General features: G+C 54.4%; 21 protein-coding genes. 14 read left to right on the top strand and 7 right to left on the bottom strand.

The genetic code is table 11. The features are described from left to right. The first annotated feature begins 88 nt into the window (after positions 1 to 88). The 6 genes from ftsH (at position 89) to AB1598_01985 (ending at position 6974) form a co-directional block, all read left to right on the top strand. Complete coding sequence (ftsH, locus tag AB1598_02010) at positions 89 to 1984, top strand: ATP-dependent zinc metalloprotease FtsH (GenBank protein MEW6143769.1); 1896 nt, start codon at positions 89 to 91, stop codon at positions 1982 to 1984. A gap of 127 nt (positions 1985 to 2111) precedes the next feature. Then, complete coding sequence (folP, locus tag AB1598_02005) at positions 2112 to 3050, top strand: dihydropteroate synthase (protein ID MEW6143768.1); 939 nt, start codon at positions 2112 to 2114, stop codon at positions 3048 to 3050. Continuing rightward, positions 3050 to 3880 (top strand): diadenylate cyclase CdaA, encoded by an 831-nt coding sequence (gene cdaA, locus AB1598_02000; protein MEW6143767.1) that lies wholly within the window; start codon positions 3050 to 3052, stop codon positions 3878 to 3880. The genes folP and cdaA overlap by 1 nt, the downstream gene beginning before the upstream one ends. Positions 3881 to 3889: 9 nt before the next feature. Further along, the gene (locus tag AB1598_01995; protein MEW6143766.1) at positions 3890 to 4870 is read left to right on the top strand and encodes a CdaR family protein; all 981 of its coding nucleotides are present in this window, start codon (positions 3890 to 3892) and stop codon (positions 4868 to 4870) included. A gap of 14 nt (positions 4871 to 4884) precedes the next feature. Next, positions 4885 to 6261: a phosphoglucosamine mutase gene (glmM, locus tag AB1598_01990; GenBank protein MEW6143765.1), complete on the top strand. Its 1377-nt coding sequence runs from the start codon at positions 4885 to 4887 to the stop codon at positions 6259 to 6261. Then, positions 6261 to 6974, top strand: a complete 714-nt coding sequence (locus tag AB1598_01985; protein MEW6143764.1) for a pyridoxine 5'-phosphate synthase — start codon at positions 6261 to 6263, stop codon at positions 6972 to 6974. The genes glmM and AB1598_01985 overlap by 1 nt, the downstream gene beginning before the upstream one ends. Before the next feature lie 62 nt (positions 6975 to 7036). Here the strand turns inward: AB1598_01985 and AB1598_01980 are convergent, their stop codons facing one another. Beyond that, on the bottom strand, positions 7037 to 7501 hold the full coding sequence (locus AB1598_01980; GenBank protein ID MEW6143763.1) for a transcriptional repressor: 465 nt from the start codon (positions 7499 to 7501) through the stop codon (positions 7037 to 7039). A 168-nt stretch (positions 7502 to 7669) separates the two neighbouring features. Between AB1598_01980 and AB1598_01975 the strand changes: the two genes are divergently transcribed. Next, complete coding sequence (locus AB1598_01975) at positions 7670 to 8926, top strand: folylpolyglutamate synthase/dihydrofolate synthase family protein (protein MEW6143762.1); 1257 nt, start codon at positions 7670 to 7672, stop codon at positions 8924 to 8926. 78 nt (positions 8927 to 9004) lie between these two features. After that, entirely contained in the window at positions 9005 to 10039 is a 1035-nt protein-coding gene (locus AB1598_01970) for a histone deacetylase (protein ID MEW6143761.1), read from the top strand. Here AB1598_01970 and AB1598_01965 read toward each other — a convergent pair. From AB1598_01965 to rpe, 6 genes are all read right to left on the bottom strand, one after another. After that, the gene (locus AB1598_01965) at positions 10036 to 10866 is read right to left on the bottom strand and encodes an ATP-binding protein (GenBank protein ID MEW6143760.1); all 831 of its coding nucleotides are present in this window, start codon (positions 10864 to 10866) and stop codon (positions 10036 to 10038) included. The genes AB1598_01970 and AB1598_01965 overlap by 4 nt on opposite strands. A 10-nt stretch (positions 10867 to 10876) precedes the next feature. Continuing rightward, positions 10877 to 11518: a hypothetical protein gene (locus AB1598_01960; GenBank protein ID MEW6143759.1), complete on the bottom strand. Its 642-nt coding sequence runs from the start codon at positions 11516 to 11518 to the stop codon at positions 10877 to 10879. 416 nt (positions 11519 to 11934) lie between these two features. Continuing rightward, positions 11935 to 12753, bottom strand: coding sequence for a class I SAM-dependent methyltransferase (locus AB1598_01955; GenBank protein ID MEW6143758.1), 819 nt, complete (start codon positions 12751 to 12753; stop codon positions 11935 to 11937). Positions 12754 to 12849: 96 nt separating this feature from the next. Beyond that, positions 12850 to 13110 (bottom strand): hypothetical protein, encoded by a 261-nt coding sequence (locus AB1598_01950; GenBank protein MEW6143757.1) that lies wholly within the window; start codon positions 13108 to 13110, stop codon positions 12850 to 12852. Between the two features lie 194 nt (positions 13111 to 13304). Next, positions 13305 to 15254, bottom strand: a complete 1950-nt coding sequence (locus AB1598_01945) for a sigma 54-interacting transcriptional regulator (protein ID MEW6143756.1) — start codon at positions 15252 to 15254, stop codon at positions 13305 to 13307. 118 nt (positions 15255 to 15372) lie between these two features. After that, positions 15373 to 16044: a ribulose-phosphate 3-epimerase gene (gene rpe / locus AB1598_01940; protein MEW6143755.1), complete on the bottom strand. Its 672-nt coding sequence runs from the start codon at positions 16042 to 16044 to the stop codon at positions 15373 to 15375. Positions 16045 to 16257: 213 nt separating this feature from the next. On the opposite strand from rpe, the gene metK reads away from it, so the two are divergent. From metK to scpB, 6 genes are read left to right on the top strand one after another with little or no spacing between them, the layout of a single operon-like run. Further along, positions 16258 to 17418, top strand: coding sequence for a methionine adenosyltransferase (metK, locus tag AB1598_01935; protein ID MEW6143754.1), 1161 nt, complete (start codon positions 16258 to 16260; stop codon positions 17416 to 17418). 44 nt (positions 17419 to 17462) lie between these two features. Further along, positions 17463 to 18719 carry an adenosylhomocysteinase gene (gene ahcY, locus AB1598_01930; GenBank protein ID MEW6143753.1) on the top strand — a complete coding sequence of 419 codons (1257 nt, stop codon included), beginning with the start codon at positions 17463 to 17465 and terminating at the stop codon, positions 18717 to 18719. Between the two features lie 19 nt (positions 18720 to 18738). Beyond that, positions 18739 to 19626 (top strand): site-specific tyrosine recombinase XerD, encoded by an 888-nt coding sequence (xerD, locus tag AB1598_01925; GenBank protein ID MEW6143752.1) that lies wholly within the window; start codon positions 18739 to 18741, stop codon positions 19624 to 19626. Between the two features lie 54 nt (positions 19627 to 19680). Then, a complete protein-coding gene (locus AB1598_01920) occupies positions 19681 to 20367 on the top strand; it encodes a site-2 protease family protein (protein MEW6143751.1) in 687 nt (228 codons plus the stop codon). Then, entirely contained in the window at positions 20364 to 21137 is a 774-nt protein-coding gene (locus tag AB1598_01915; protein ID MEW6143750.1) for a segregation/condensation protein A, read from the top strand. Before AB1598_01920 ends, AB1598_01915 begins: the two co-directional genes overlap by 4 nt. Further along, entirely contained in the window at positions 21124 to 21696 is a 573-nt protein-coding gene (gene scpB / locus AB1598_01910; GenBank protein MEW6143749.1) for an SMC-Scp complex subunit ScpB, read from the top strand. The genes AB1598_01915 and scpB overlap by 14 nt, the downstream gene beginning before the upstream one ends. Positions 21697 to 21718: the final 22 nt, after the last annotated feature.

Genomic DNA, 21718 nt, shown 5'->3' with positions numbered 1-21718 from the left:
ATTACGGAATCTAAGTTGAAAAGCCCGGGCTACTGTGCTATCCTTTTCATGCATAGTCTTTATTAATTTCAAATAAAATGAGGTAAAAGTGAACAGCCAGTTATTCAAGAACTTGGTGTTGTGGTTAGTCATATTCGTAGCCATCATAGCACTCTACCAGTTGGTGCACACCCCGAGGAGCAATTTCCAGGAAATACCGTACAGCGACTTCCTTTCGAACGTGGAGAAGGGAGAGGTCAAGGACCTCGAGTTCAAGGGGGAGGAGATAAAGGGCCAGTACACGAACCCCGTAGGCGATCAGGCCGTGGAGGGGTTCAAAACCATAGGGCCCGCGAATGACGACCTCATAAAGAAGCTCGAAGATAAGGGGATCACCTTCAAGTTCTCGACGGACAAGGAAGGGTCCCTCACGCACATGCTCCTTAACTGGGCCCCTCTCGTGCTGCTGATCGTTATAATGGTCATATTCATGAGGCAGCTCCAGGCGGGGGGTACCAAGGCGATGTCCTTCGGCAAGAACAGGGCGAGGATGCTGACCGAGAACCAGAACAAGATAACGTTCAAGGACGTAGCCGGCATTGATGAAGCGAAGGAAGAGGTCCAGGAAATAGTGGAGTTCCTGAAGAGCCCCAAGAAGTTCACGAAGCTGGGCGGCAGGATCCCGAAAGGCATACTGCTAGTAGGCCCTCCCGGAACGGGCAAGACACTCCTCGCGAAAGCGATCGCCGGTGAAGCGGGAGTGCCTTTCTTCATAATAAGCGGAAGTGATTTCGTGGAAATGTTCGTGGGCGTAGGCGCTTCCCGGGTAAGAGACCTCTTCGTCCAGGCGAAGCGGCACGCGCCCTGCATCATATTCGTCGACGAGCTCGACGCCGTAGGCAGGCACCGGGGCGCCGGTCTCGGAGGCGGGCACGACGAAAGGGAGCAGACATTAAACCAGCTCCTCGTCGAGATGGACGGCTTCGAATCGAACGAAGGGATAATCGTGATGGCCGCTACGAACCGTCCCGACGTGCTCGACCCCGCGCTGCTGAGACCCGGCAGGTTCGACAGGCAGGTCGTAGTCCCGAGGCCCGACGTGAGGGGAAGGGAAGAGATACTTAAAGTGCACTCGAAGAACACGCCGCTCGACGAAGACGTCGCGCTCACGGTTATCGCGCGCTCCACTCCAGGCTTCTCAGGGGCCGACCTAGAAAACCTCGTAAACGAAGCCGCTCTCCACGCGGCCAGGTTCGGCAGGGCCAAGATCAGCATGGACGACTTCGAATACGCTAAAGACAAGGTCATCATGGGCGTCGAGAGGAAGAGCCTCATAATCAGCGACGCAGAGAAGAAGATCACAGCATACCACGAGGCCGGACACGCGCTCGTTGCGAAGCTCACTCCGGGCACGGACCCCATACACAAGGTCACTATCATCCCGAGGGGTATGGCTTTGGGCGTCACGCAGCAGCTCCCTATCGAGGACAAGTACACGCTTTCGAGGACGAGCCTGAACGCGACCATTATGGTGCTGCTCGGAGGCAGGGCCGCGGAAGAGATAGTATTCGGCGAGAGGACGAGCGGCGCGGGCAACGACCTCGAGCGGGTGACGGAGATAGCGAGGAAGATGGTATGCGAATGGGGAATGAGCGAGAAGGTAGGCCCTATCACCTTCGGCAAGGGCGAGGAGCAGATATTCCTCGGAAAGGAGCTATCGCGGCCGAAAGACTACAGCGAGGAAACGGCTGTCGAGATCGACAGCGAGATAAGAAGGATAGTGGGCGAAAATTATTCAAAGGCAAAAGCAGTCCTTGAGGAGAACATCGACCTGCTGCATAAACTGACCGAGGTTCTCCTGGATAAAGAGGTTATAGACGGCAAGGAGCTCGAAGAGCTTGTGAAGGATTTCAAATCGAAGGATTATACGTCCGCCTGGGAAAGACCTGCGGGTACAGAAGGCTCCGTAGCGCTCAGGAACAGCAACAGCACCCAAGACGCTTGAATGGAGACATCCGGCTCCCGTCTGTTTTTGCAACATAGAAAGTATAATTAGAAAAATAAACTTCCGAGACGAGAGATTTGAGACGGGCCTCGCGCCATGACAAATCGAAACCGGAAAAAAGATTTCTATGCAGCAGAACGAAGTTGCCCCTTACGCCGAAGCTGTCGAAACCCAATCCCCCAACGGAGCTTTATCCTACACTACAGCCTTAATATTTAAATGCAGGGATAAGACCCTCAGGCTCCATGAAAGAACCCATATCATGGGCATACTGAACCTCACCCCGGACTCATTCCACGACGGCGGGAAGTGGGGAGACGTCGATTCCGCCCTCAGGCACGCGGAGAGCATGATAGAGGGAGGGGCCGACATAATAGACGTAGGCGGCGAATCGACGAGGCCTGGGTCGACAGGCGTCCCCGAGGAAGAGGAGCTCCGGAGGGTGATGCCGGTTATAAGGGAGATACGGAAGAGGTCCGATGCCCCCCTTTCCATAGACACGACGAAGGAAAGGGTCGCGAGGGAGGCGCTCGCGGAAGGCGTAGACATAGTGAACGACATAAGCGGGCTCACGTATTCCCGCGGTATCGCGGAAGCCGTGTCCGAGCACGGGGCCGGCCTGATCGTGATGCATACCCCATCACGCCCCAAAGACATGCAGAGCAAGACCGTATACGTCTCGCTCATGGACGACGTACTCGACTCTCTCAGGATATCCGTAGGAAAGGCCGTGCAGGCGGGTGTGGGCGAGAGGAGCATAATCGCGGACCCGGGGTTCGGGTTCGGAAAGACGCCGGGGCAGAACATCGCGATGCTAAAAAACCTCGCGAGGTTAGGCGAGCTCGGCGTGCCCGTAATGATAGGCACCTCCAATAAATCGTTCATCGGGAAAATATCGGGCACCGGCGCGGAAGAAAGGCTCCTCGGCACTGCGGCTACGGTCGCGATAGGGATCATGAACGGGGCGTCGCTCGTAAGGGTGCACGACGTCGCCCTGATGAGGAGCGTCGTGAGGATGGCCGACGCCGTGGCCGGTAAAACGACAGCGCCCGGGAAAGGTGAGTGATGTTCGACGCGATACTTAACTACAGATATATATGGGACACGCTCGACATAATGCTCGTCGCGTTCATCATCTACTACGTGCTCAGGCTCCTCGAAGGCACGCGCGCTCTCCAGGTGCTCTTCGGCTTCGTGTTATTGATAGTGCTCTACTACGTATCCCAGAGGGGACTGTTCACGCTTAACTGGATCCTCGGCCAGTTCCTGGGCTCTATAATAATCATAGTAGTGATACTGTTCCAGAACGACATCAGGAGGGGTCTCGCGGCCATTGGGAGAAGGCCGTTCCTCCTCAAAATCTCGCCCGGGAAATCGAAAGAGCTCTTCACGGAGGAGATAGTAAAGGCCGCAAGCTACATGGCGAACCGCCACATAGGCGCGCTCATGGCGATAGAGAGGAACAACAGCTTATCCGACTTCGTCGAGATAGGGATGAGGATAGACGCGTTCGTCTCGAGGGAGCTTATTATAAGCATATTCAACCCCTCCTCCCCTCTCCACGACGGGGGGATTATCATAGCGGGTAACAGGATACTGTCGGCGGGTTCGTTCTTCCCGCTCGCGACGGACCCCGACCTCGAGCGGGAGCTCGGGACGAGACACAGGGCGGCGATAGGTCTCTCGCTCGAAACTGACGCCCTGGTCATAGTCGTCTCTGAAGAGACGGGAATCATCTCGCTTGCGGCGGGAGGAGATATCAAGAGGAATCTCGACGCCACGTCCCTTCAGAACCAGCTACTCGACCTCCTTGGGATCAAGAGGCCCGCCAAGAATAAAGCGGATATAATCGAGGGAATAATAGACAAGGAGAACGGTGAGAAAGCGAACACCTGATACGGCCCGATGACAGACTGGTCAAAGGGGATATTCGGCCCCAGAGGAGACGGCGGGAGGGAAAAAGAGCCCCTGATAAAAGATGCGGGTAAAAAGGCGCTCGCGCTCATAATCGCAGTCTCGCTCTGGTTCGTAGCCAACCTCCAGCACGATGTTGAAAAGAACATCTCCATCGACATAAACTACACCAACCTCCCGAAGGGCCTGATCATAGTCAACAACCCGCCCGAGAAGCTCAACATAAGGGTGAGAGGGCCACGGAGCCAGCTCTCTTCCATATCGCCCAAGGACATGGTCTTCACCATAGACCTTTCGAACCTGACGGCAGGGACCTCTATGTTCGAGATAAGGACCGACCAGTTAATCCCGCCGCGCGACGTGCAGGTGACGGCCATAAGCCCTTCCGAGCTAAACCTGGACGTGGACAGGCTCGCGCAGAAGAAGGTCGGCGTCGAGCCCGTCATAGAGCCGCCGGACGAAGGATACGAGATCGCGGGCGCGCCCCAGGTAACGCCCGGTACGGTCGTGATAACGGGACCCGAGAAGCTCCTCAGGAGGATAAAGAGCGTGGGGACGGACCCGGTCTCTCTCAAGGGCGAGAAATCGAAATTCACGATAGAGGTGCCGCTCCGCTCGCCCTATTCGCTCGTCGAGATCACGGGAGTCAATACAGTAAAAGTCACAGTCGACATAAAGGAAAAGATACTGGAGAAGGAGTTCAACAACCTCGACATCAACTTCGTCAACTTCGACGGTCTCAAATATGAAACGGACGAGAGCATAGTGACCGAGCTCGCGTTCGAGGGGCCTTTCAGCATTATTAACAATCTCAACAGCAAGGATATAGAATTATACGTGGACGGGAGCGGTATCAAGAACCCCGGAAACGGCAAGACACACACGCTCAACGTCAGCGTCGATTACCCGCACAAGGACATACTGAAGCTGACGAAGCAATCGCCGAGGACGATTGCGGTGAAAACGAATTAGGAAGGAGGATCGATTTGGAGCAGAGGAGAAAAAACCTTTTCGGCACAGACGGCATAAGAGGGGTCGCGAACCGTCACCCGATGACGCCCGAGGTGAGCCTCAAGCTGGGGAAGGCGCTCACATACCTTCTCAAGAGAGGTAAGGCCTCCCACAACCCGAAGATCGTCATAGGGAAGGACACGCGGCTCTCGGGATATATATTCGAGCAGGCACTCTCGGCCGGAATAGCCTCAATGGGAGCCGACGTGCTGCTCGTAGGCCCCCTGCCCACCCCTGCTATCGCCTTCATCACGCAGAGCATGAGGGCTGACGCGGGCATCGTCATATCCGCCTCCCACAACCCCTACGAGGACAACGGCATTAAGATCTTCGACAGGCACGGGTTCAAGCTCCCCGACGACGAGGAAATGAAGCTCGAGGAGCTGATGGAGAACGGCGGCGGAGAGCACCCGGTCGCCTCGCCCGATGAGATCGGGAAGGCCCACAGGATAGAGGACGCTCCGGGGAGATATGTGGTCTTCGCCAAGAACTCCTTCCCGTGCGACATGACGCTCGAAGGGATCAAGATAGTGCTTGACTGCGCGAACGGGGCCGCGTACAAGGTCTCGCCTATAATTATGGAGGAGCTCGGCGCCGACGTAATAACAATAGGAGTAAATCCGAACGGAAGGAACATCAACACGGAGTGCGGGTCGCTCAACCCGGAGCTGTTGAGACAAAAGGTTCTGGAGACGGGGGCCGACATCGGGATCGCGCTCGACGGCGACGCCGACAGGGTCATATTCTCGGATGAAAAAGGCGAGATCGTCGACGGGGACAAGATAATCGCCATATGCGCGGAAGAGATGATAGGGAAAGGGATGCTGAGGGGGAACACGGTCGTCACGACGCTAATGAGCAACATGGCGCTTGAAAACTTCATAAAGGGCAAGGGCGTAGGCTTCGTAAGGACCGAGGTCGGGGACAGGTACGTCGTCGAGGCGATGAGGTCGAGAGACTGTAACCTCGGCGGCGAGAAGTCGGGGCACATAATATTCCTCGACCACACGACGACCGGCGACGGGACGCTCGCGGCGCTCCAGGTGCTGGCGATAATGAAGAGGGAGGGGAAAAAGCTGTCTGAGCTGTCGAAGATAATAGACCTTTACCCGCAGCTCCTCCTCAACGTAAAGATAAGGAAGAAGAAAGAGCTGAGCAAGATAAAAGGCCTCCCCGAGCTCCTCGACAGGAACGAAACCCGCCTCCACGGGAAAGGCCGTATAAACATAAGGTACTCGGGCACGGAGCCTATATCGAGGGTGATGGTCGAGGGCGAGGACGTCGCGCTCATAAGAGAGATAGCGAACGAGCTCGCGGACGCCATACAGAGGGACATCGGAGCAGTCGCCTGATGCCGAGACTCAACGTAAACATAGACCACGTGGCTACCGTCAGGCAGGCGCGCGGAGGGAAGGAGCCCGACCCTGTGCTCGCCGCGTACCTGGCAGAGCTGGGCGGAGCGCACGGGATAGTCGTCCACCTGAGGGAGGACAGAAGGCACATACAGGACAGGGACGTCAGGATTCTGAGAGAGACAGTAAGGACCAAGCTCAACTTGGAAATGGCGGCGACCGACGAGATGGCCGCCATAGCCCGCGAGATAAAGCCCGACATGGTAACCCTCGTGCCCGAGAAGAGGAAGGAGCTCACGACCGAAGGCGGACTCGACGTCGCAGGCAATTTAAAAGGCGTGTCCCGCACCGTGGGCGAGCTGAGAAAGGCAGGCATATTCGTGAGCCTATTCATAGACCCCGACCCTGAGCAGATAAAGGCCGCGAAGAAGTCGGGAGCGGAGATGGTGGAAATACACACCGGCTCTTACGCGGATGCCGGGAACGATTCCGAAAGGGAAAAAGAGCTGAAAAAGATTAAAAAGGCCGTGAAGAGCGCGCTGGGGCTCGGGTTGAGGGTGTCCGCAGGGCACGGGCTCAATTACGTGAACGCGGGGCCTGTAGCGCTAATCGAAGGAATAGAGGAATTCAATATCGGGCACAGCATAGTATCTAGGGCGATGATGGTGGGGTTCGAGGACGCGGTGAGGGAGATGGTTACACTTATAAGTTAACGCGGCGCGTTTAACGCAAGCCCGTAATTCCACCCCGATCGGAAGAAAAGCCAGCGGTATTATTACCTGCTTTCCCTGCAGTTAGAGCAGAGGCCGTAGATCTCGAGCTTGTGGTTCTCGAGCTTGAACTCGTTTAACTTGGCTATCTGGTTTAGGCACGATTCGACCTGGTTGTTGGCGAACTCGTAAATCTTCCCGCACTCCGTGCATATCATGTGGTGATGGTGCTCGCGCTCGTCGCGTATCGGCTCGTAGCGGGCCTTGCCGTCGCCGAAGTTCCTCTCGGAGGCTATGCCGCTCTCCCTGAAGAGCTTGAGTGTCCTGTACACGGTGGCGAACCCTATGTGAGGGTGCTTGCGCTTAATGTCCTCGTAGAGCTCCTCCACGGTCACGTGCCTGCCCATGTAGCCGCCGAAGAACTCGTCGAATATAACGTCCCTCTGCTTGGTCGATTTAAGGCGCTTTTTGGTTATAAACTCGTTGAATGTCTTTCTTCTGTCCATTTTCATCTGTGCTACAGGAGTCATTTTCAAGCTCCCCGCGAAATTGATATTTATTATCAAGAATATATCAGACTGAAAGGAATATCAAGAGGTGAATTTTATTAACTGGAAATAATTACCATTACAAAGACGCTCTCAAAACCGTCCGCGAATCCATGATATAATCTTGAAATCCAGTTCGTAAAAATTACCATGGATAACGCCTACATATACCTGAATTCCCTGGGACTACACAAGATAAAGCCGGGGCTCGGCCGAATACGCAAGCTCCTCGAATGCCTGGGAAACCCTCAAAACAGGGTGCCCGGGATAATAGTCGGGGGCACGAACGGCAAGGGGTCCGCCGCAGCTGCAATTTCCTCCGTGCTGGGGGCCGGGGGCTTCAAGACAGGCGCCTATACGTCACCTCACCTTATCGACGTTGCCGAAAGGATCAAGGTAAACGGGGAAAATATCGGAAACTCGGAGCTCGCCCGTACGATCCTCCGGGTAAAGAAGGCGGGGGAAAAATCCGGGGCCGGGGGCGCGAGCTACTTCGAGACGCTCACGGCGGCGGCTTTCGTATATTTCGCCGAATCAGGCGTCGATTTCAGCGTTCTCGAAGTGGGCATGGGCGGCAGGTGGGACGCGACTAACGTTATAATCCCTCTCGTATCCGTCATCACTAACGTATCGAAGGACCATACGGATTATCTGGGCAGGACAATCGGAGAAATAGCGTCCGAGAAGGCGCGTATCATAAAGCGGGGCGTCCCTGCGGTAACTGCGGCCAGGGGCAGAGCCCTCCGGGTCATAGAGGAGTATGCCGGGAGGATAAAATCGCCCCTCAGGGTTTACGGGAGGGATTTCACATCAAACGGGGATAATACAGACGATTTCAGTTACGCGGGAAGCTCGTGGAATCTTCTCGCCCTCCGCTCGAACCTCCGGGGTCTTTACCAGATAGAGAACCTGTCGGTCGCGATAGCGGCGCTCGAAGCATTACACGAATATCACGGCATCTATATCGGAGAAAAGAGCCTCCGGAACGGGCTCCTCGACATCGACTGGCCGGGGAGGCTCGAGATACTGAGAAAAGACCCTCCGCTCATACTCGACGGCGCACATAACCCGGCGGGAGCGAAGGCGCTCGCCATGTCGCTTAAGCGAATGTATCCCTCCCTGAAATTCACGTTCCTCATCGGTATGCTCAGGGACAAAGACCACAACTCTTTCATAAGGGAGCTCACGCCCATAGCCGCGAGGCTCGTAGTTACGGAAATAGAATCGGAAAGGGCGATCGGCGCAGAAGCGCTTGCGAAGAAGGTCTCGAGAATATTTCCGGGCTTGGTAATAACGGAGAAAGATTACAGGAAGGCATATGCGGAGCTTCTGAAAGAGAATGGGCCGGCGTGTATCGCGGGCTCTTTATACCTTACGGGAGCTATTAAAGCGATCCGTAATTCATGAGCAGCGGCACACCGGTTTTGTCTAAACACGCTAACTGTGCTAGCCTTTTATCCCGCGTTCAAAGAGGACCAAAATAATATGCATAAAGCCGGTATCGTTCTCGACAAGCTCTACGTAGACCATGACAACGGGTTCGGGCACCCCGAATCGCAGGAGAGGCTGCTCGCGATTATCGACATGCTTAAATATACGAGCCTGATAGACGAGGCAGCCAAGATCGTCCCGCGCGACGCGACTAAAGAAGAGATCACGCTCGTACACACGCCCGAGCATTACGACAGAATGGCGTCCACGAAAGGGAAGCCGAAGGTGTTCCTCGACGCCGATACCTCCACGTGCCCCGTTTCTTTCGACGCCGCCGTAAGGGCCGCGGGCGGCGTGCTCGCAGCGATCGAGAGAGTGCTCGCGGGCGAGGTCGAGCGGGCTTTCGCGCTCGTCAGACCTCCCGGACACCATGCGGAAGCGGACAAGGCCATGGGCTTCTGCCTGTTTAACAGCGCCGCCGTGGGCGCGGCGTATCTCACGGAAGTAAAGGGATTAGAGCGGGTGCTGATAGTCGACTGGGACCTCCACCACGGGAACGGCACGCAGCACATGTTCTACAACACTCCCAAAGTGCTTTATTTCTCGACGCACCAGTACCCGTACTACCCCGGCACCGGCGGGCCGTCTGAAACCGGAAACGGGGAAGGTAAAGGATATACCGTGAATGTGCCGCTCCCTCCGGGTATGGGTGATAACGAGTACATAAAAATCTTCAACGAGATACTCGGCCCTGTTATCGAACAGTACAAACCCGAATTCATACTGGTATCGGCGGGGTTCGACACTTTTTTCGACGACCCGCTCGGGGGGATGAAGGTCACGCCCGAAGGGTTCGCGAAGATGACGAGGATGCTCACAGACGCGGCCGGCAAATACTCGGACGGGAAGATCGTATTCGTACTCGAAGGGGGGTACAATCTCGACGGCCTCTGGATCTCAACGAAGGAGGTGCTCGAAGAGCTCCTCGACAAGAAGCGCACGCCCTACGATTCACCGAATGAACCCACGGGGGCCGACCTGATAATAGAAAGGGTCAAAAAGGATTATTCGCAGTACTGGAAGTTCTAGACTTTCCTTTTCTCTTTCCTGTAATCCCTGCCCTCGAGATGGATAAGCTCGCACATCTCGAAGAGACGGGACGCTATGCGCTCCCCTACCCTCACTTCCAGTATCTCATTAGTATCAGCTTTCGTCCTGGCTATCTCTCTTGTCACATAATTCGTCGTAGCCAGTGTTTTCCTGGATGTGTTATATCGCTTTGATATTAGTTGATCGAGAATATTCAGCTCCCACTCATTGCTCCTTCCCTTGCCGAGCTCGTCAATGACAAGCACTTCAGCCTCTACGAGAGGTAGAATGATTTCGTTTTCCGGAGTCCCTTCCGAATATGCTTGCCTAAGATCGCTTAAGAGATGGAAGAAGTCGGTAAATATACATTGAACACCATATCGAAGAGTCAGCTCCGATATTGTGCCTATTGCCAAGTGCGTTTTGCCCGTACCAGCAGGTCCCATTAGCAAAAACCCTTTATTTGTCGGATATTTCTTTACAAACTGTTCCCTGGCATATTTAAGTGCCGCCTGGAAAGAACTATCTATCCCGCTAAGATTCAAACATGCATCCACCTGCAACACTTTGGAATACTTTACCGGTATCCCTGCCATGTTGTAGAGTTTGACGTTCCTCCTAATGACCCCGCAGGCGGGGCACGGCGAGACATGGGTATAGCCCTTATCGTTTGTTAAAAGCACATTTCCTGTCCCGTCACAATCATCACACCTTAGCACGCAGTTGCATAGAACGGCGGTAGCATAACTCTCCCCGTCTTTTATCATAAACCCGGACCAGCTGCAATCATCACATCCAATCAACTCTTTTCTCTTCGTCATTTTCATGCGCTGTTTATCAGATTATACACTTTATTCCGTACTTTTTTGCGAGAATCTCGTCCCTGAACGAGACGAGGCTCTCGGCATAAGCGCTCTTCGTCATGTAGCGGGCCCTGTCCGTTATCATCTTCCCGGCTTGGGAGCTGATTTTTTCCCTCTCCTTATCGGGGAGCCCCAGGAAAAACTCTTCGAGCGATTCCTTCTCCAGCTCCGCTATAGAGGAAATATACTCCGCCTCTTCGTCTTTATCGAGGGCGAGCACCTTCTTTCTGAGCTTTATATAATAGTCCCTGAGAGGAGCGGTCCCGGCATCATTTATCAGGCGCTCTAACTTCTCCAGTATGTCTCCGTCAGCGCCGCCGTGTAAAGCCCTTTTCCTTGATTTCTTCTCCCGGGGAGATGGGCCGTATTCTTCGATGCACTTCTCCACGTAACCTGCGCAGTGCTTGAGGCTCTTCGGCGGACCCGAACCCTTGAGCTTCGCTCCGGTCTCGGAAAACGCCCTGTTTATGCCCTTAAGCACGACTTCCTTCGGCACGCTCCGCTTTTTCCAGTCCTGAATGAGCCCGTAATCGATCGGGGAGAGCATTATCCCCTCCCCCGCCAGCTTGAGAAAATACGATTCGATTTCCTTTATGTACTCAGTGCCGCCGCTCATGAATCAATTTTATTCTATACCAATTCCGCCTGAATCTGAAGGCGACCGCGAGACGGGGTGCTTTTAAGATATTAGCGAAGGGGCCGTAGGTCGGCGGCCCCTTCAGATCGAGGTTGCAAGCACAGATCCCATCCGGATTAAAAACAAATCCACCCTAACCCTCCTTTACAAAGGAGGGAAGTGAAGAAAAAACGAGATGCTGAAACGAGTTCAGCATGACAAAGATAGATTTCTCGCACAGCTCGAAATGACAAGATATGGAAGAGATTGCTTCGCCGAGGCGAGCTCCTTGGCGAGCCGGGATCGATTCAGGAAAGCCGCTCCTACATGCTGGATGAAGAATTCAGAATAACCCGTTCAACCCTTCGACAAGCTCAGGGCGAACGGGGTTAAGTACAACTCTTTTCTCCTTATTATTACTTCTTAATCGCATCCACTTCCAGGTATTCGCTGAAGAGCGTAGTCGTGCCGTTCTCTGCGATATTGAAAGCGGAGAACACACTCTCGAGATCCTTCCTGAGGGATTCCCCCGCCGTTTTGTCGAGGGCATTTATCGCTTTATTCATCGGCCCGTAGTTGTCGAAGAAGAACTGGACGACCTCGGGCACGTCGAAGGGATAATCCCATAAGGGATATATCTTCTTCGTAAGTATTATGTGGCTGACAGATTTGCCGAAACGCTCTTTAACGATCTCTTCGTTCCCCCAGAGTACAGGCGGAGGGACATCGGACGGCGGCGGGACGTATCTGCTAAGGGTCTTGAACATCTGCCCGACGAATCCCTCGGGGGTCCAGTTGACCATTAGCATCCTGCCTCCCGGCTTGCATACCCTTACGAATTCACGCGCGACTTTTTCTGGCTGAGGGGCGAACATGGCGCCTACGAGCGTAGTGACGACGTCGAAAGAATCGTCCGCATAAGGGAGATTCTCGGCGTCCCCTTCGTCGAACCTGGCATTGAGCCCTTCCCTGATCGCGCGTCCGCGCGCAAAGTCTATCCAATTGGGCGCGATGTCGACCCCTGTAACATCCACACCAGCCCTTGAAGCGAGGATCGAAATCTGCCCCGCTCCGCAGGCTACGTCCAGCATGCTGCAGCCGGGCTGTATGTGCCATCCCTTGAGTATCTCCAATGCTCCGGGCTCCATATAGGTCGCGAACTTGCCGTAGTCCCCGGCGTTCCAAGCATCCCTCATTCTTGTCTTGATAGTTTCGATATTTTGTATAACGCTCATGGCTCTCTCCTTTTATTTATTTTTTTTGTTTTTATCTCCCGCCCGGGAAGAGAGGGAGCCGCACCGATATACGACTCCCTCGACTTTGGCGCGGAGTTAAATCCTGACGCCGAACACGAGAAGAGTATTCTCATCGCCCGTCTCCTCTACCTTGGTCAATGTATCGTCATCGTGTCCCTTGACCGGGTTGAGGTAGAAGCTCATCGGGCTCGTCTCCACTTCCCCGCCCTTCGTCTCACCCTTCGCTTCACTGACCTCGGGACCGCTCGTGTAGAGCTCCATGTAGTCGGAAGCGGATGAAAGGGCCGAAAAACCGAGAGACAACCCTAATACCGTGACTGCGATTAACTTCTTCATTGCACTTACCTCCTTTTGTTTATTTGCATGGACATAAGCGCAAAGGGCGTGCCAAAAAGTTATTATGCGTTTATATTCTGTGATTACGGCATGTTATGAAACTTATTATTTCTATATGCTGAATAGCGTAGATTAAAAACTAGCGATTACTCGCTATGAAATAGCGGTATCTCGTGATATTTGCTCCGGTCAGATCACTTGGATGGAATATTTATTCCGAGAGATTTTATCTTTGAATTGAGCGTCGACGTGGGTATTCCGAGTATCGCGGCGGCGCCGTTTTTACCCGCAACTTTCCAACCCGCCTTTTCGAGGGCGCGAACTATATTATTTTTTTCGAGCTCTCTCAATTCCCCGTCCGACAGAACTTTCTGTCCATCGTAATCTGTAACGGCGGATGTTTCCCGTTTTCCAATACCATCACGCAACTCGGGCAGCGCCCTTTCGAGGTTCAGTCTGCCGTCCGCTGCGGTTATCACGGCACGCTCAACGACATTTTGAAGCTCCCGGATATTTCCGGGCCAGGAGTATGATTCGAGACTGGCGATGTCTTCCTGTGTGAGCGGATTAAGCGCGATCCCGTTCCGCTTCGCATACTTGTCCGCGAACGCGCGAGCGAGCTTCTCTACGTCCCCCGCACGCTCCCTTAGCGGAGGGAGCTTGATCTGAAATACATTCAGCCTGTAGTAGAGGTCTTCCCTGAACCTGCCCTCTTTAACCTCTTTCAATAAATCCCGGTTCGTCGCCGCTATCACGCGGACATCGACTTTTACAGTTTTGGAGCTGCCTACGGGCTCGAACTCGCCCTCCTGGAGCACGCGGAGGAGTTTTGATTGCAGGTCTGTCGAAAGCTCTCCTATCTCGTCGAGAAAAATAGTGCCCCCGTCAGCGATTGAAAAGCGTCCATCCCTCTTCGCCGTAGCCCCCGTGAAAGCGCCCTTCTCGTGACCGAAGAACTCGCTCTCGATGAGGTTAGTTGGTATTGCCGGGCAGTTCACCTTTACGAAAGGCTTCTCCGAGCGGCGGCTTGAGGAATGTATTGACCTGGCTATGAGCTCCTTTCCCGTACCAGTCTCACCGAGAATCAAGACAGTCGTCTCGGTTCCGGCGACCCTCTTCACGTCCTCAATGACCCTTCTCAAGGGCTCGCTGTCGCCGATTATGCCCTCGGGTTCCGTGAGGGATTTCAATTCTTCTTTGAGGTATTCCGATTCGAGCGTCAGAGACTTTATCTTCTTCTCGGCAAGGAGCTTCTCGTTCACGTTCCTTAAAATGAGCGTGTAGAAGCGTTCGTGTCCCATCTCGAAGCCTGAGAGCGTCGCTTCAGCCGGGAACTCTTCCCCCTTTTCGTTTACCGCACGGAGGCCTTCCGGTATCCAGATGAACTTCTCTCCTTCGGGTTTTTCGTCGAGGAATTCCGAGAGCTTCACGAGTTTCACGCCGCTTTCCTTATTGAGCAGGAGAGCCACCAGCCTGCCCAGCACCCTGTCGCCTTCGTATCCGAAGAGGCGGGACGCCGCCGGATTGATCCTGGTCACCTTGAAGTTCTTGTCGAACTCGACTATCGTGTCCATGGCGCTGTCGAAAAGCCTCCTCAGCTTTTCTTCGCGCTCGAGGATCTCCTTTTCAGCGCGGAGCCTCTGCATTTCCGCGGTCCCGCGGTTGGCGAATATCCTGAATATGTTGAAAACCCGGAGGTCTTCGGGGATCGGGTCTTTATCCAAGACAGATATATGTCCCAGTATCTTTCCGTCCACGTCCACGAACGGGTAACCGAGGTAACTGACCATTCCTTCGGATGGAAAATCCTTCAGGTCGGGGTTGCCCTTGTATTTGCTGAAGAGCTTCTCGCGTACGTGCACGAGGCGTTTCTCGTGAACCACCAATTCGCACGCAGTGCCCGTGACCGAGTAAACGAATTCCTTGATACGCTGGCCCCCCATTACACATGCAATGGATCTGAGCCTGCCTTCTTTCTCCAGGAACTCCGTGACCATAGCCCCGTGGGTGTTGAGCACTTTCGAAAGGTTCTCGACCAGCGAGCCGAAAAAGCTCCTCCCTGTCTCGGTCGAAGTGCCCTCCAGGATGGCCCTTATAGCCTCGTTTTCCTGGACTCCCCGGAAGGGGACCCTGTTCTTATCCATTACCAATAGAGTATAGATATTTGGAGATTATTACAATCCGGGGCTCGAGGCCGTCCCGGTCAATTCAATCCGGTAAATCCCGGACACCAGAAGCCGCGGCAACCGATATGCGGAAAGCTCAATGACCTTTAATCTCTTTCCTCATGAGTTTTATGGTCTCGGAGTAGCTCTCCGTCTGAAAAATGCCCGAGCCCGAAACTATCACGTCCGCACCCGCTTCGGCGACGAGCCTTATATTGTCGAGCTTTATGCCGCCGTCCACTTCGATCAAGGGCTTGTGCCCGGAGGCGTCTATAATTTCCCGGAGCATCTTTACCTTAGGGACCATGGATTGTATGAACTTCTGACCCGGGAAGCCGGGCTCGACCGTCATGACGAGTATCATGTCGGCGTGATCAATCACCTCTTCGAGGACGTACAGGGGAGTCATCGGGCTTACCGCGACCCCCGCATTCACGCCTCTCGATTTTATCCTCGATATCGTGCTGTAGAGGAGCCTGCATGTCTCGTACTGTACAGTGATGCCCGCGACGGCGTCCCCGCCCGCGTCTATGAACCTCTCGGCGAAATCCTCGGGGTTCGATATCTGGAGGTGAATATCCATAGGCGGCGTGCCTGCTTTCCGGAGAGCCTCGACTATGGGGAGCCCGATGCTTATATTGGGTACGAAATGGCCGTCCATAACGTCCACGTGTATCCAGTCCGCACCCGCCCCCTTAATCGCCCCTACTTCCTCCCCGAGCCTCGTGAAATCGGCGGATATTATGGAAGGCGCGATCAATTTCTTCATATATTCCGTTCCTTAGTGGGCAGTATCGTTTAAATAAAATTCAGGGTACGGATTATACCATGCGCGCGCGCTCGTGAAAAAGGGGACATATGTCCCTTTTTACGTATGAGCCAGGCGCCGGGGCATCGGTGTTGTTTTCTTGACAGACCCCCCAAAACGATTTACCATATCCGCTTTTGTTGAACAATTCCCGCTCATAAGAAGGACATTATAATGCCGCAAAGGAATTTCATATTTACCTCGGAATCCGTGACCGAGGGGCACCCGGACAAGATGGCCGATCAAATATCTGACGCGGTGCTGGACGCCATGATCGGCGGCGACCCTCACAGCAGGGTAGCCTGCGAAACGCTCCTTACGACGGGGCTTGTCGTCGTCGCCGGAGAGATAACTGCCAATACGATCGTCGACCTCTCGAACATAGTCAGGAATACGATCACGGACATAGGCTACACCGACAGCGCCATGGGCTTCGACGCTAACACGTGCGGGCTCGTGATCGCCGTGGACAAGCAGTCGCCCGATATAGCTATGGGTGTGAATTCGAGCGCCGAAAAGGAGCAGGGAGCAGGAGACCAGGGCCTCATGTTCGGCTACGCGACCGCAGAAACGCCCGAGCTCATGCCCTCCCCCATAATATTCGCACACAAGCTCGCCAAGAGACTGACGGACACGAGGAAGGAAGGAATACTCCCGTTCCTGAGGCCCGACGGGAAGACCCAGGTTACGGTCAGGTACGAGAACGGCATTCCGGTCGGTATAGACGCAATAGTAGTTTCCTCGCAGCATTCGGCGGAAGTCTCGAACAAGACAATACACGAAGGCATAATGGAAGAAGTGATAAAGCACTCCATAAACGGCGATTTAATTTCCGACAGGACCAAGATATACATCAACCCGACGGGAAGGTTCGTTACGGGCGGCCCGATGGGTGATTCGGGGCTCACCGGAAGAAAGATAATCATAGACACGTACGGCGGCTGGGCGAGGCACGGCGGAGGGGCCTTTTCGGGGAAAGACCCGTCCAAGGTCGACAGGAGCGCCGCTTACATGGCGCGGTACGTGGCCAAGAACGTTGTCGCGTCGGGTCTCGCGAAGGAGTGCGAGGTCCAGCTCGCTTACGCGATAGGGATAGCCGAGCCCGTGTCCATTATGGTCGAGACATTCGGCACCGGAGTCGTACCCGAAGAAAAGATATCGAACGCCATAAGAGAAGTGTTCAACCTATGCCCTTCGGCAATCATCAGCACGCTCGATCTCCTGAAACCCATTTATCGTGAAACGGCCGCTTACGGCCATTTCGGCAGGTTTGGCTCGGGGTTCACCTGGGAAAAGACGGACAGGGTGAATGACCTGCTGAGAGCGGTATCCTGACACTGTTCCCCCGGGATACATAATCAAATCATACGGAGGCAAGAATGAAATACGACGTAAAAGACCTGAAACTGTCGAAGCAGGGTAAGCTCAGAGTCGAATGGGCGGCAGAGGAAATGCCTGTTCTCGCGTTGATCGCCGAGAGGTTCAAGAAGGAAAAGCCTTTAAAAGGCGTGACGATAGCGGCTTGCCTCCACGTTACAACCGAGACCGCGAACCTCGCGATCACCCTCAAGGAGGGGGGAGCGAACGTGGTGCTATGCGCGTCTAACCCTCTCAGCACGCAGGACGATGCGGCTGCCTATCTCGTAAAAGACCACGGCATATCCGTCTTCGCCATAAAGGGTGAGAACACGAAAACGTATTACGGCCATATCAACAGCACGCTCGACCTCTCGCCTAACATTACTATGGACGACGGCGCCGACCTCGTATCGACTCTCCACAAGTCGCGGACAGAGAAGCTAAGGGGCGTCATCGGCGGCACGGAGGAGACTACCACAGGGGTCATACGTCTAAGAAGCATGGCGGAGAACGGCGTCCTCAAATATCCGATTATCGCGGTGAACGACGCAAACACGAAACACCTCTTCGACAACCGCTACGGCACAGGGCAAAGCACGCTTGACGGTATAGTGAGAGCCACGAACAGGCTCGTCTCCGGGACCGTGTTCGTAGTATGCGGGTACGGTTGGTGCGGAAAGGGGCTCGCCATGAGAGCGAGGGGGATGGGCGCCAACGTTGTCGTGACCGAGGTCGATGAGCTTGCGGCGCTCGAGGCGGTCATGGACGGCTTCAGGGTTATGCCTATCGCCGACGCAGCCAGAATTGGCGATTTCTTCTGCACGGTGACGGGGAACATCAACGTCATAAGGAGAGAGCACTTCAGGACTATGAAAGACGGCGCGATTGTGTGCAACTCGGGGCATTTTAACGTCGAGCTCGACCTCAAGGGCCTGGAGCTGATATCGTCCAAAAAACGCATTATCAGGGAGTACGTCGAGGAATTCACACTCAAGAACGGGAAGAGGATAAACGTGCTCGGCGAAGGCAGGCTCATCAACCTTGCAGCAGCCGAAGGGCACCCTTCGAGCGTCATGGACATGAGCTTCGCCAACCAGGCGCTATGCGCCGAGTACGTCGTAAAGAACGCGAAGAAGCTCGAAAAGAGGGTCTACGACGTACCGCCCCAAGTCGACCAGTCAGTCGCACGCACCAAGCTAAAAGCGAGAGGCGTGAAGATAGACAAGCTCACACCAGAGCAGAAGAAATACCTGAGCTCGTGGGAAATGGGCACGTGATGTTGTAGAATGTTCTGTAATGGACGTTCACCTCGATTCCTTTCTCTCCTACCTCGCGGTTGAAAAGGGGCTATCCGAAAATACGCTCGAATCCTACGGCCGGGACCTGAGGAAGTTCATCCGCTTCGCGGAAGAAACGGGCCTTCGCTCTGCGGGGGAAATTAGATACAGCCACATTCTCGATTACCTCTCGCAATTCAAGGAGAGGGGCTTTAACGCGACCACGGTAGTAAGAAGCATCGTATCTATAAGGCAGTTCTTCAAGTATCTGCTTATGGAGAAGATAATCGAGGAGGACCCCGCCGCCCGCATAGGCACCCCGAGAATGAAAAAGGGGCTTCCGGGCGTTATCGCCCTCGACGAAGTGGAGTCGCTGCTCAAGGCGCCCGACGAATCCACGCCCGAGGGGTTAAGGGACTCCGCCATGCTGGAGACCCTATACGCAACGGGGATCAGGGTGTCCGAGCTGATCGGGCTCAAGCTCAACGACGTGAACTTCGAGCTCGGCTTCGTCGTCGTCTACGGCAAGGGCTCGAAAGAGAGGATAGTCCCGATGGGTGACAAGGCGCGCCAGAAGCTCCTCGAATACCTGGGCTCGTCGAGGCCGACCCTGCTTAAATCGAGGGAAGCGAAGGCGCTTTTCGTCACGAGGCTCGGGAAGGGGATGACGCGCCAGGGCTTCTGGAAGATAATCAAGCAGCACGCGCTTAAAGCCGGTATCGCGAAGAAGATAAGCCCTCACACCCTCAGGCACTCGTTCGCGACGCACCTTCTGGAGAGAGGCGCAGACCTGAGAACGATACAGATCATGCTCGGCCACTCGGACATATCGACGACGCAGATTTACACGCACGTCGAGAGCGAAAGGCTCAAGGTGATACACAAAAAGTATCACCCGAGATCGTAAAACTTCTTCATATCAAGTATATTATTTAGAAAAAACGGAGATTTATAACACTATATGAGCTTCGATTTCCTTAAGAACATAGACTTCCTTTTGATCCAGGCGCCGGTGATCCTGTTATCTCTCACCGTCCACGAATATTTTCACGGATGGACGGCGAACAAGCTAGGGGACCCGACGGCAAAGCTCCAGGGGAGGCTCACGCTCAACCCCATTGCGCACCTGGACATTCTGGGGACTATACTCATGTTCCTGGTCGGCTTCGGCTGGGCTAAGCCCGTCCCGATAAACGCGCGCAACTTCAAAGACCCGAAGAAGGACACTATACTTGTCGCCATAGCCGGACCTCTCTCGAACCTGGCGATGGCGATCGGTGCGGGCGTGCTTCTCAGATACATTATCCCGCAGATGATGGGAGGACAGATAAAGCCCGAAGGCATTTACTCGATCATCACGATAATACTCATCCTCACCCTCGTATACGGGATCGCTCTCGCCGTTTTCAACATGATACCTATACCTCCTCTCGACGGATCGAGGGTGCTCTACGGACTCCTGCCCGATAAATACGCTTACGCCTACAGCAGGTTCGAGCCCTACGGTGTCCTGCTGCTGTTCGGTCTTTTCATATTCGGAGGGGGGGTATTTCACTATCTCCTTTACCCCGTCTCATATCTGACTGTCGCGTTTTCGGGATACAATTACGGCAATCTTTGGGATATAATAGGAACGCTGCTGAGATGAACGAGACCACGCACGATGCGGAAGCCCTCTCCCCACACGAGCCCTGCCTGATCAAGACACGGCTCTTCGAGGGGCCGCTCGACCTGCTGCTCCACCTCATAAAGAAAAACGAAGTCGATATATACGACATTCCGATAGCAGTGATAACCGAGCAGTATATAGAGTACCTCGAGCTCATGAAGGAGCTCGACCTCCAGGTGGTGGGCGAGTACCTGGTCATCGCCGCCGAGCTGAGCCTGATTAAGTCGAAGATGCTCCTTCCAAAGCCCGTAATAGAGGAAGAGGAAGCGGACCCGCGCGCGGAGCTCGTCAGGAGGCTAATCGAGTACCAGCGCTACAGGGACGCAGCCAACGAGCTCCTCGGAAGGGAGATACTAGGGAGGGACGTGTTCAAGAGGGAATTCGATATGTCCGTATTCGAGACCGAAGAGGAGGTCGAGCTCGTCCCTGTCGACCTGTGGGCTCTCATCGAGACGTTCCGCGATTTTTACAGGAAGAGGAGCCATCTCTGGGCGGAGCAGATAGTATACGAAGTGGAGAGCGTAACGATAGAGGATAAGATCACGGAGGTGCTGGAGAAGTTAAAGGTGAAGGCAATTATCAAATTCGAAGAGTTCCTCGAAGAATGCGCTTCCAAATTCGACCTCGTCGTGACCTTCCTCGCGCTCCTCGAGCTCGCGAGGATGGAGAACGTCCGGGTGGTTCAGGAAGCGCCAGGCTCGCCGATACTCATCTCATACGCGGGAGAACCGAATATTGGAACCTACTGATATCAAAAAAGCGATCGAATGCATAATCTTCATATCCGGCGAGCCTGTTTCCGTCGACAAGCTGCAGCAAGTGTTCACGGAGCTCGAAAAGGGGGACATAAGGAAATATCTGAAAGAGCTCGTTCAGGACTGGAGCGCGATCGGAAGAGGTGTCGTACTCGAAGAAGTGGCGGGAGGTTATCAGTTCAGGACTGACCCCGCTTACAGCGAATACATAACGAACTTCAACAAGCGCGTCAAAAAGTTCAGACTGAGCCGAGCGGCTCTCGAGGTGCTGGCGATAATAGCCTATAAACAGCCCGTGACCAGGGTAGAGGTCGAGAGCATAAGAGGCGTCGATTCCTCGGGCGTCATAAACGCGCTTCTCGAACGGAGGATACTCGAGATAAAGGGGAGGAAGGAAGTCATCGGAAAGCCTTTCCTCTACGGCACGACCGGTGAATTCCTCGAGGTATTCGGCCTCAAGAGCCTGACCGACCTCCCTACGCTCAAGGAAATAGACGAAATAAGCAAGAACCTCGACCCCGGCATATCGACCCTACCGGAAGAGCTGTCTTAGCCGTCTCCCGGATCATCAATAA

It is taken from the genome of Thermodesulfobacteriota bacterium (assembly GCA_040754335.1).
Lineage (GTDB): Bacteria > Desulfobacterota_D > UBA1144 > Nemesobacterales > UBA2774 > 2-12-FULL-53-21.
This window is presented reverse-complemented; position numbering and strand designations above follow the sequence as displayed.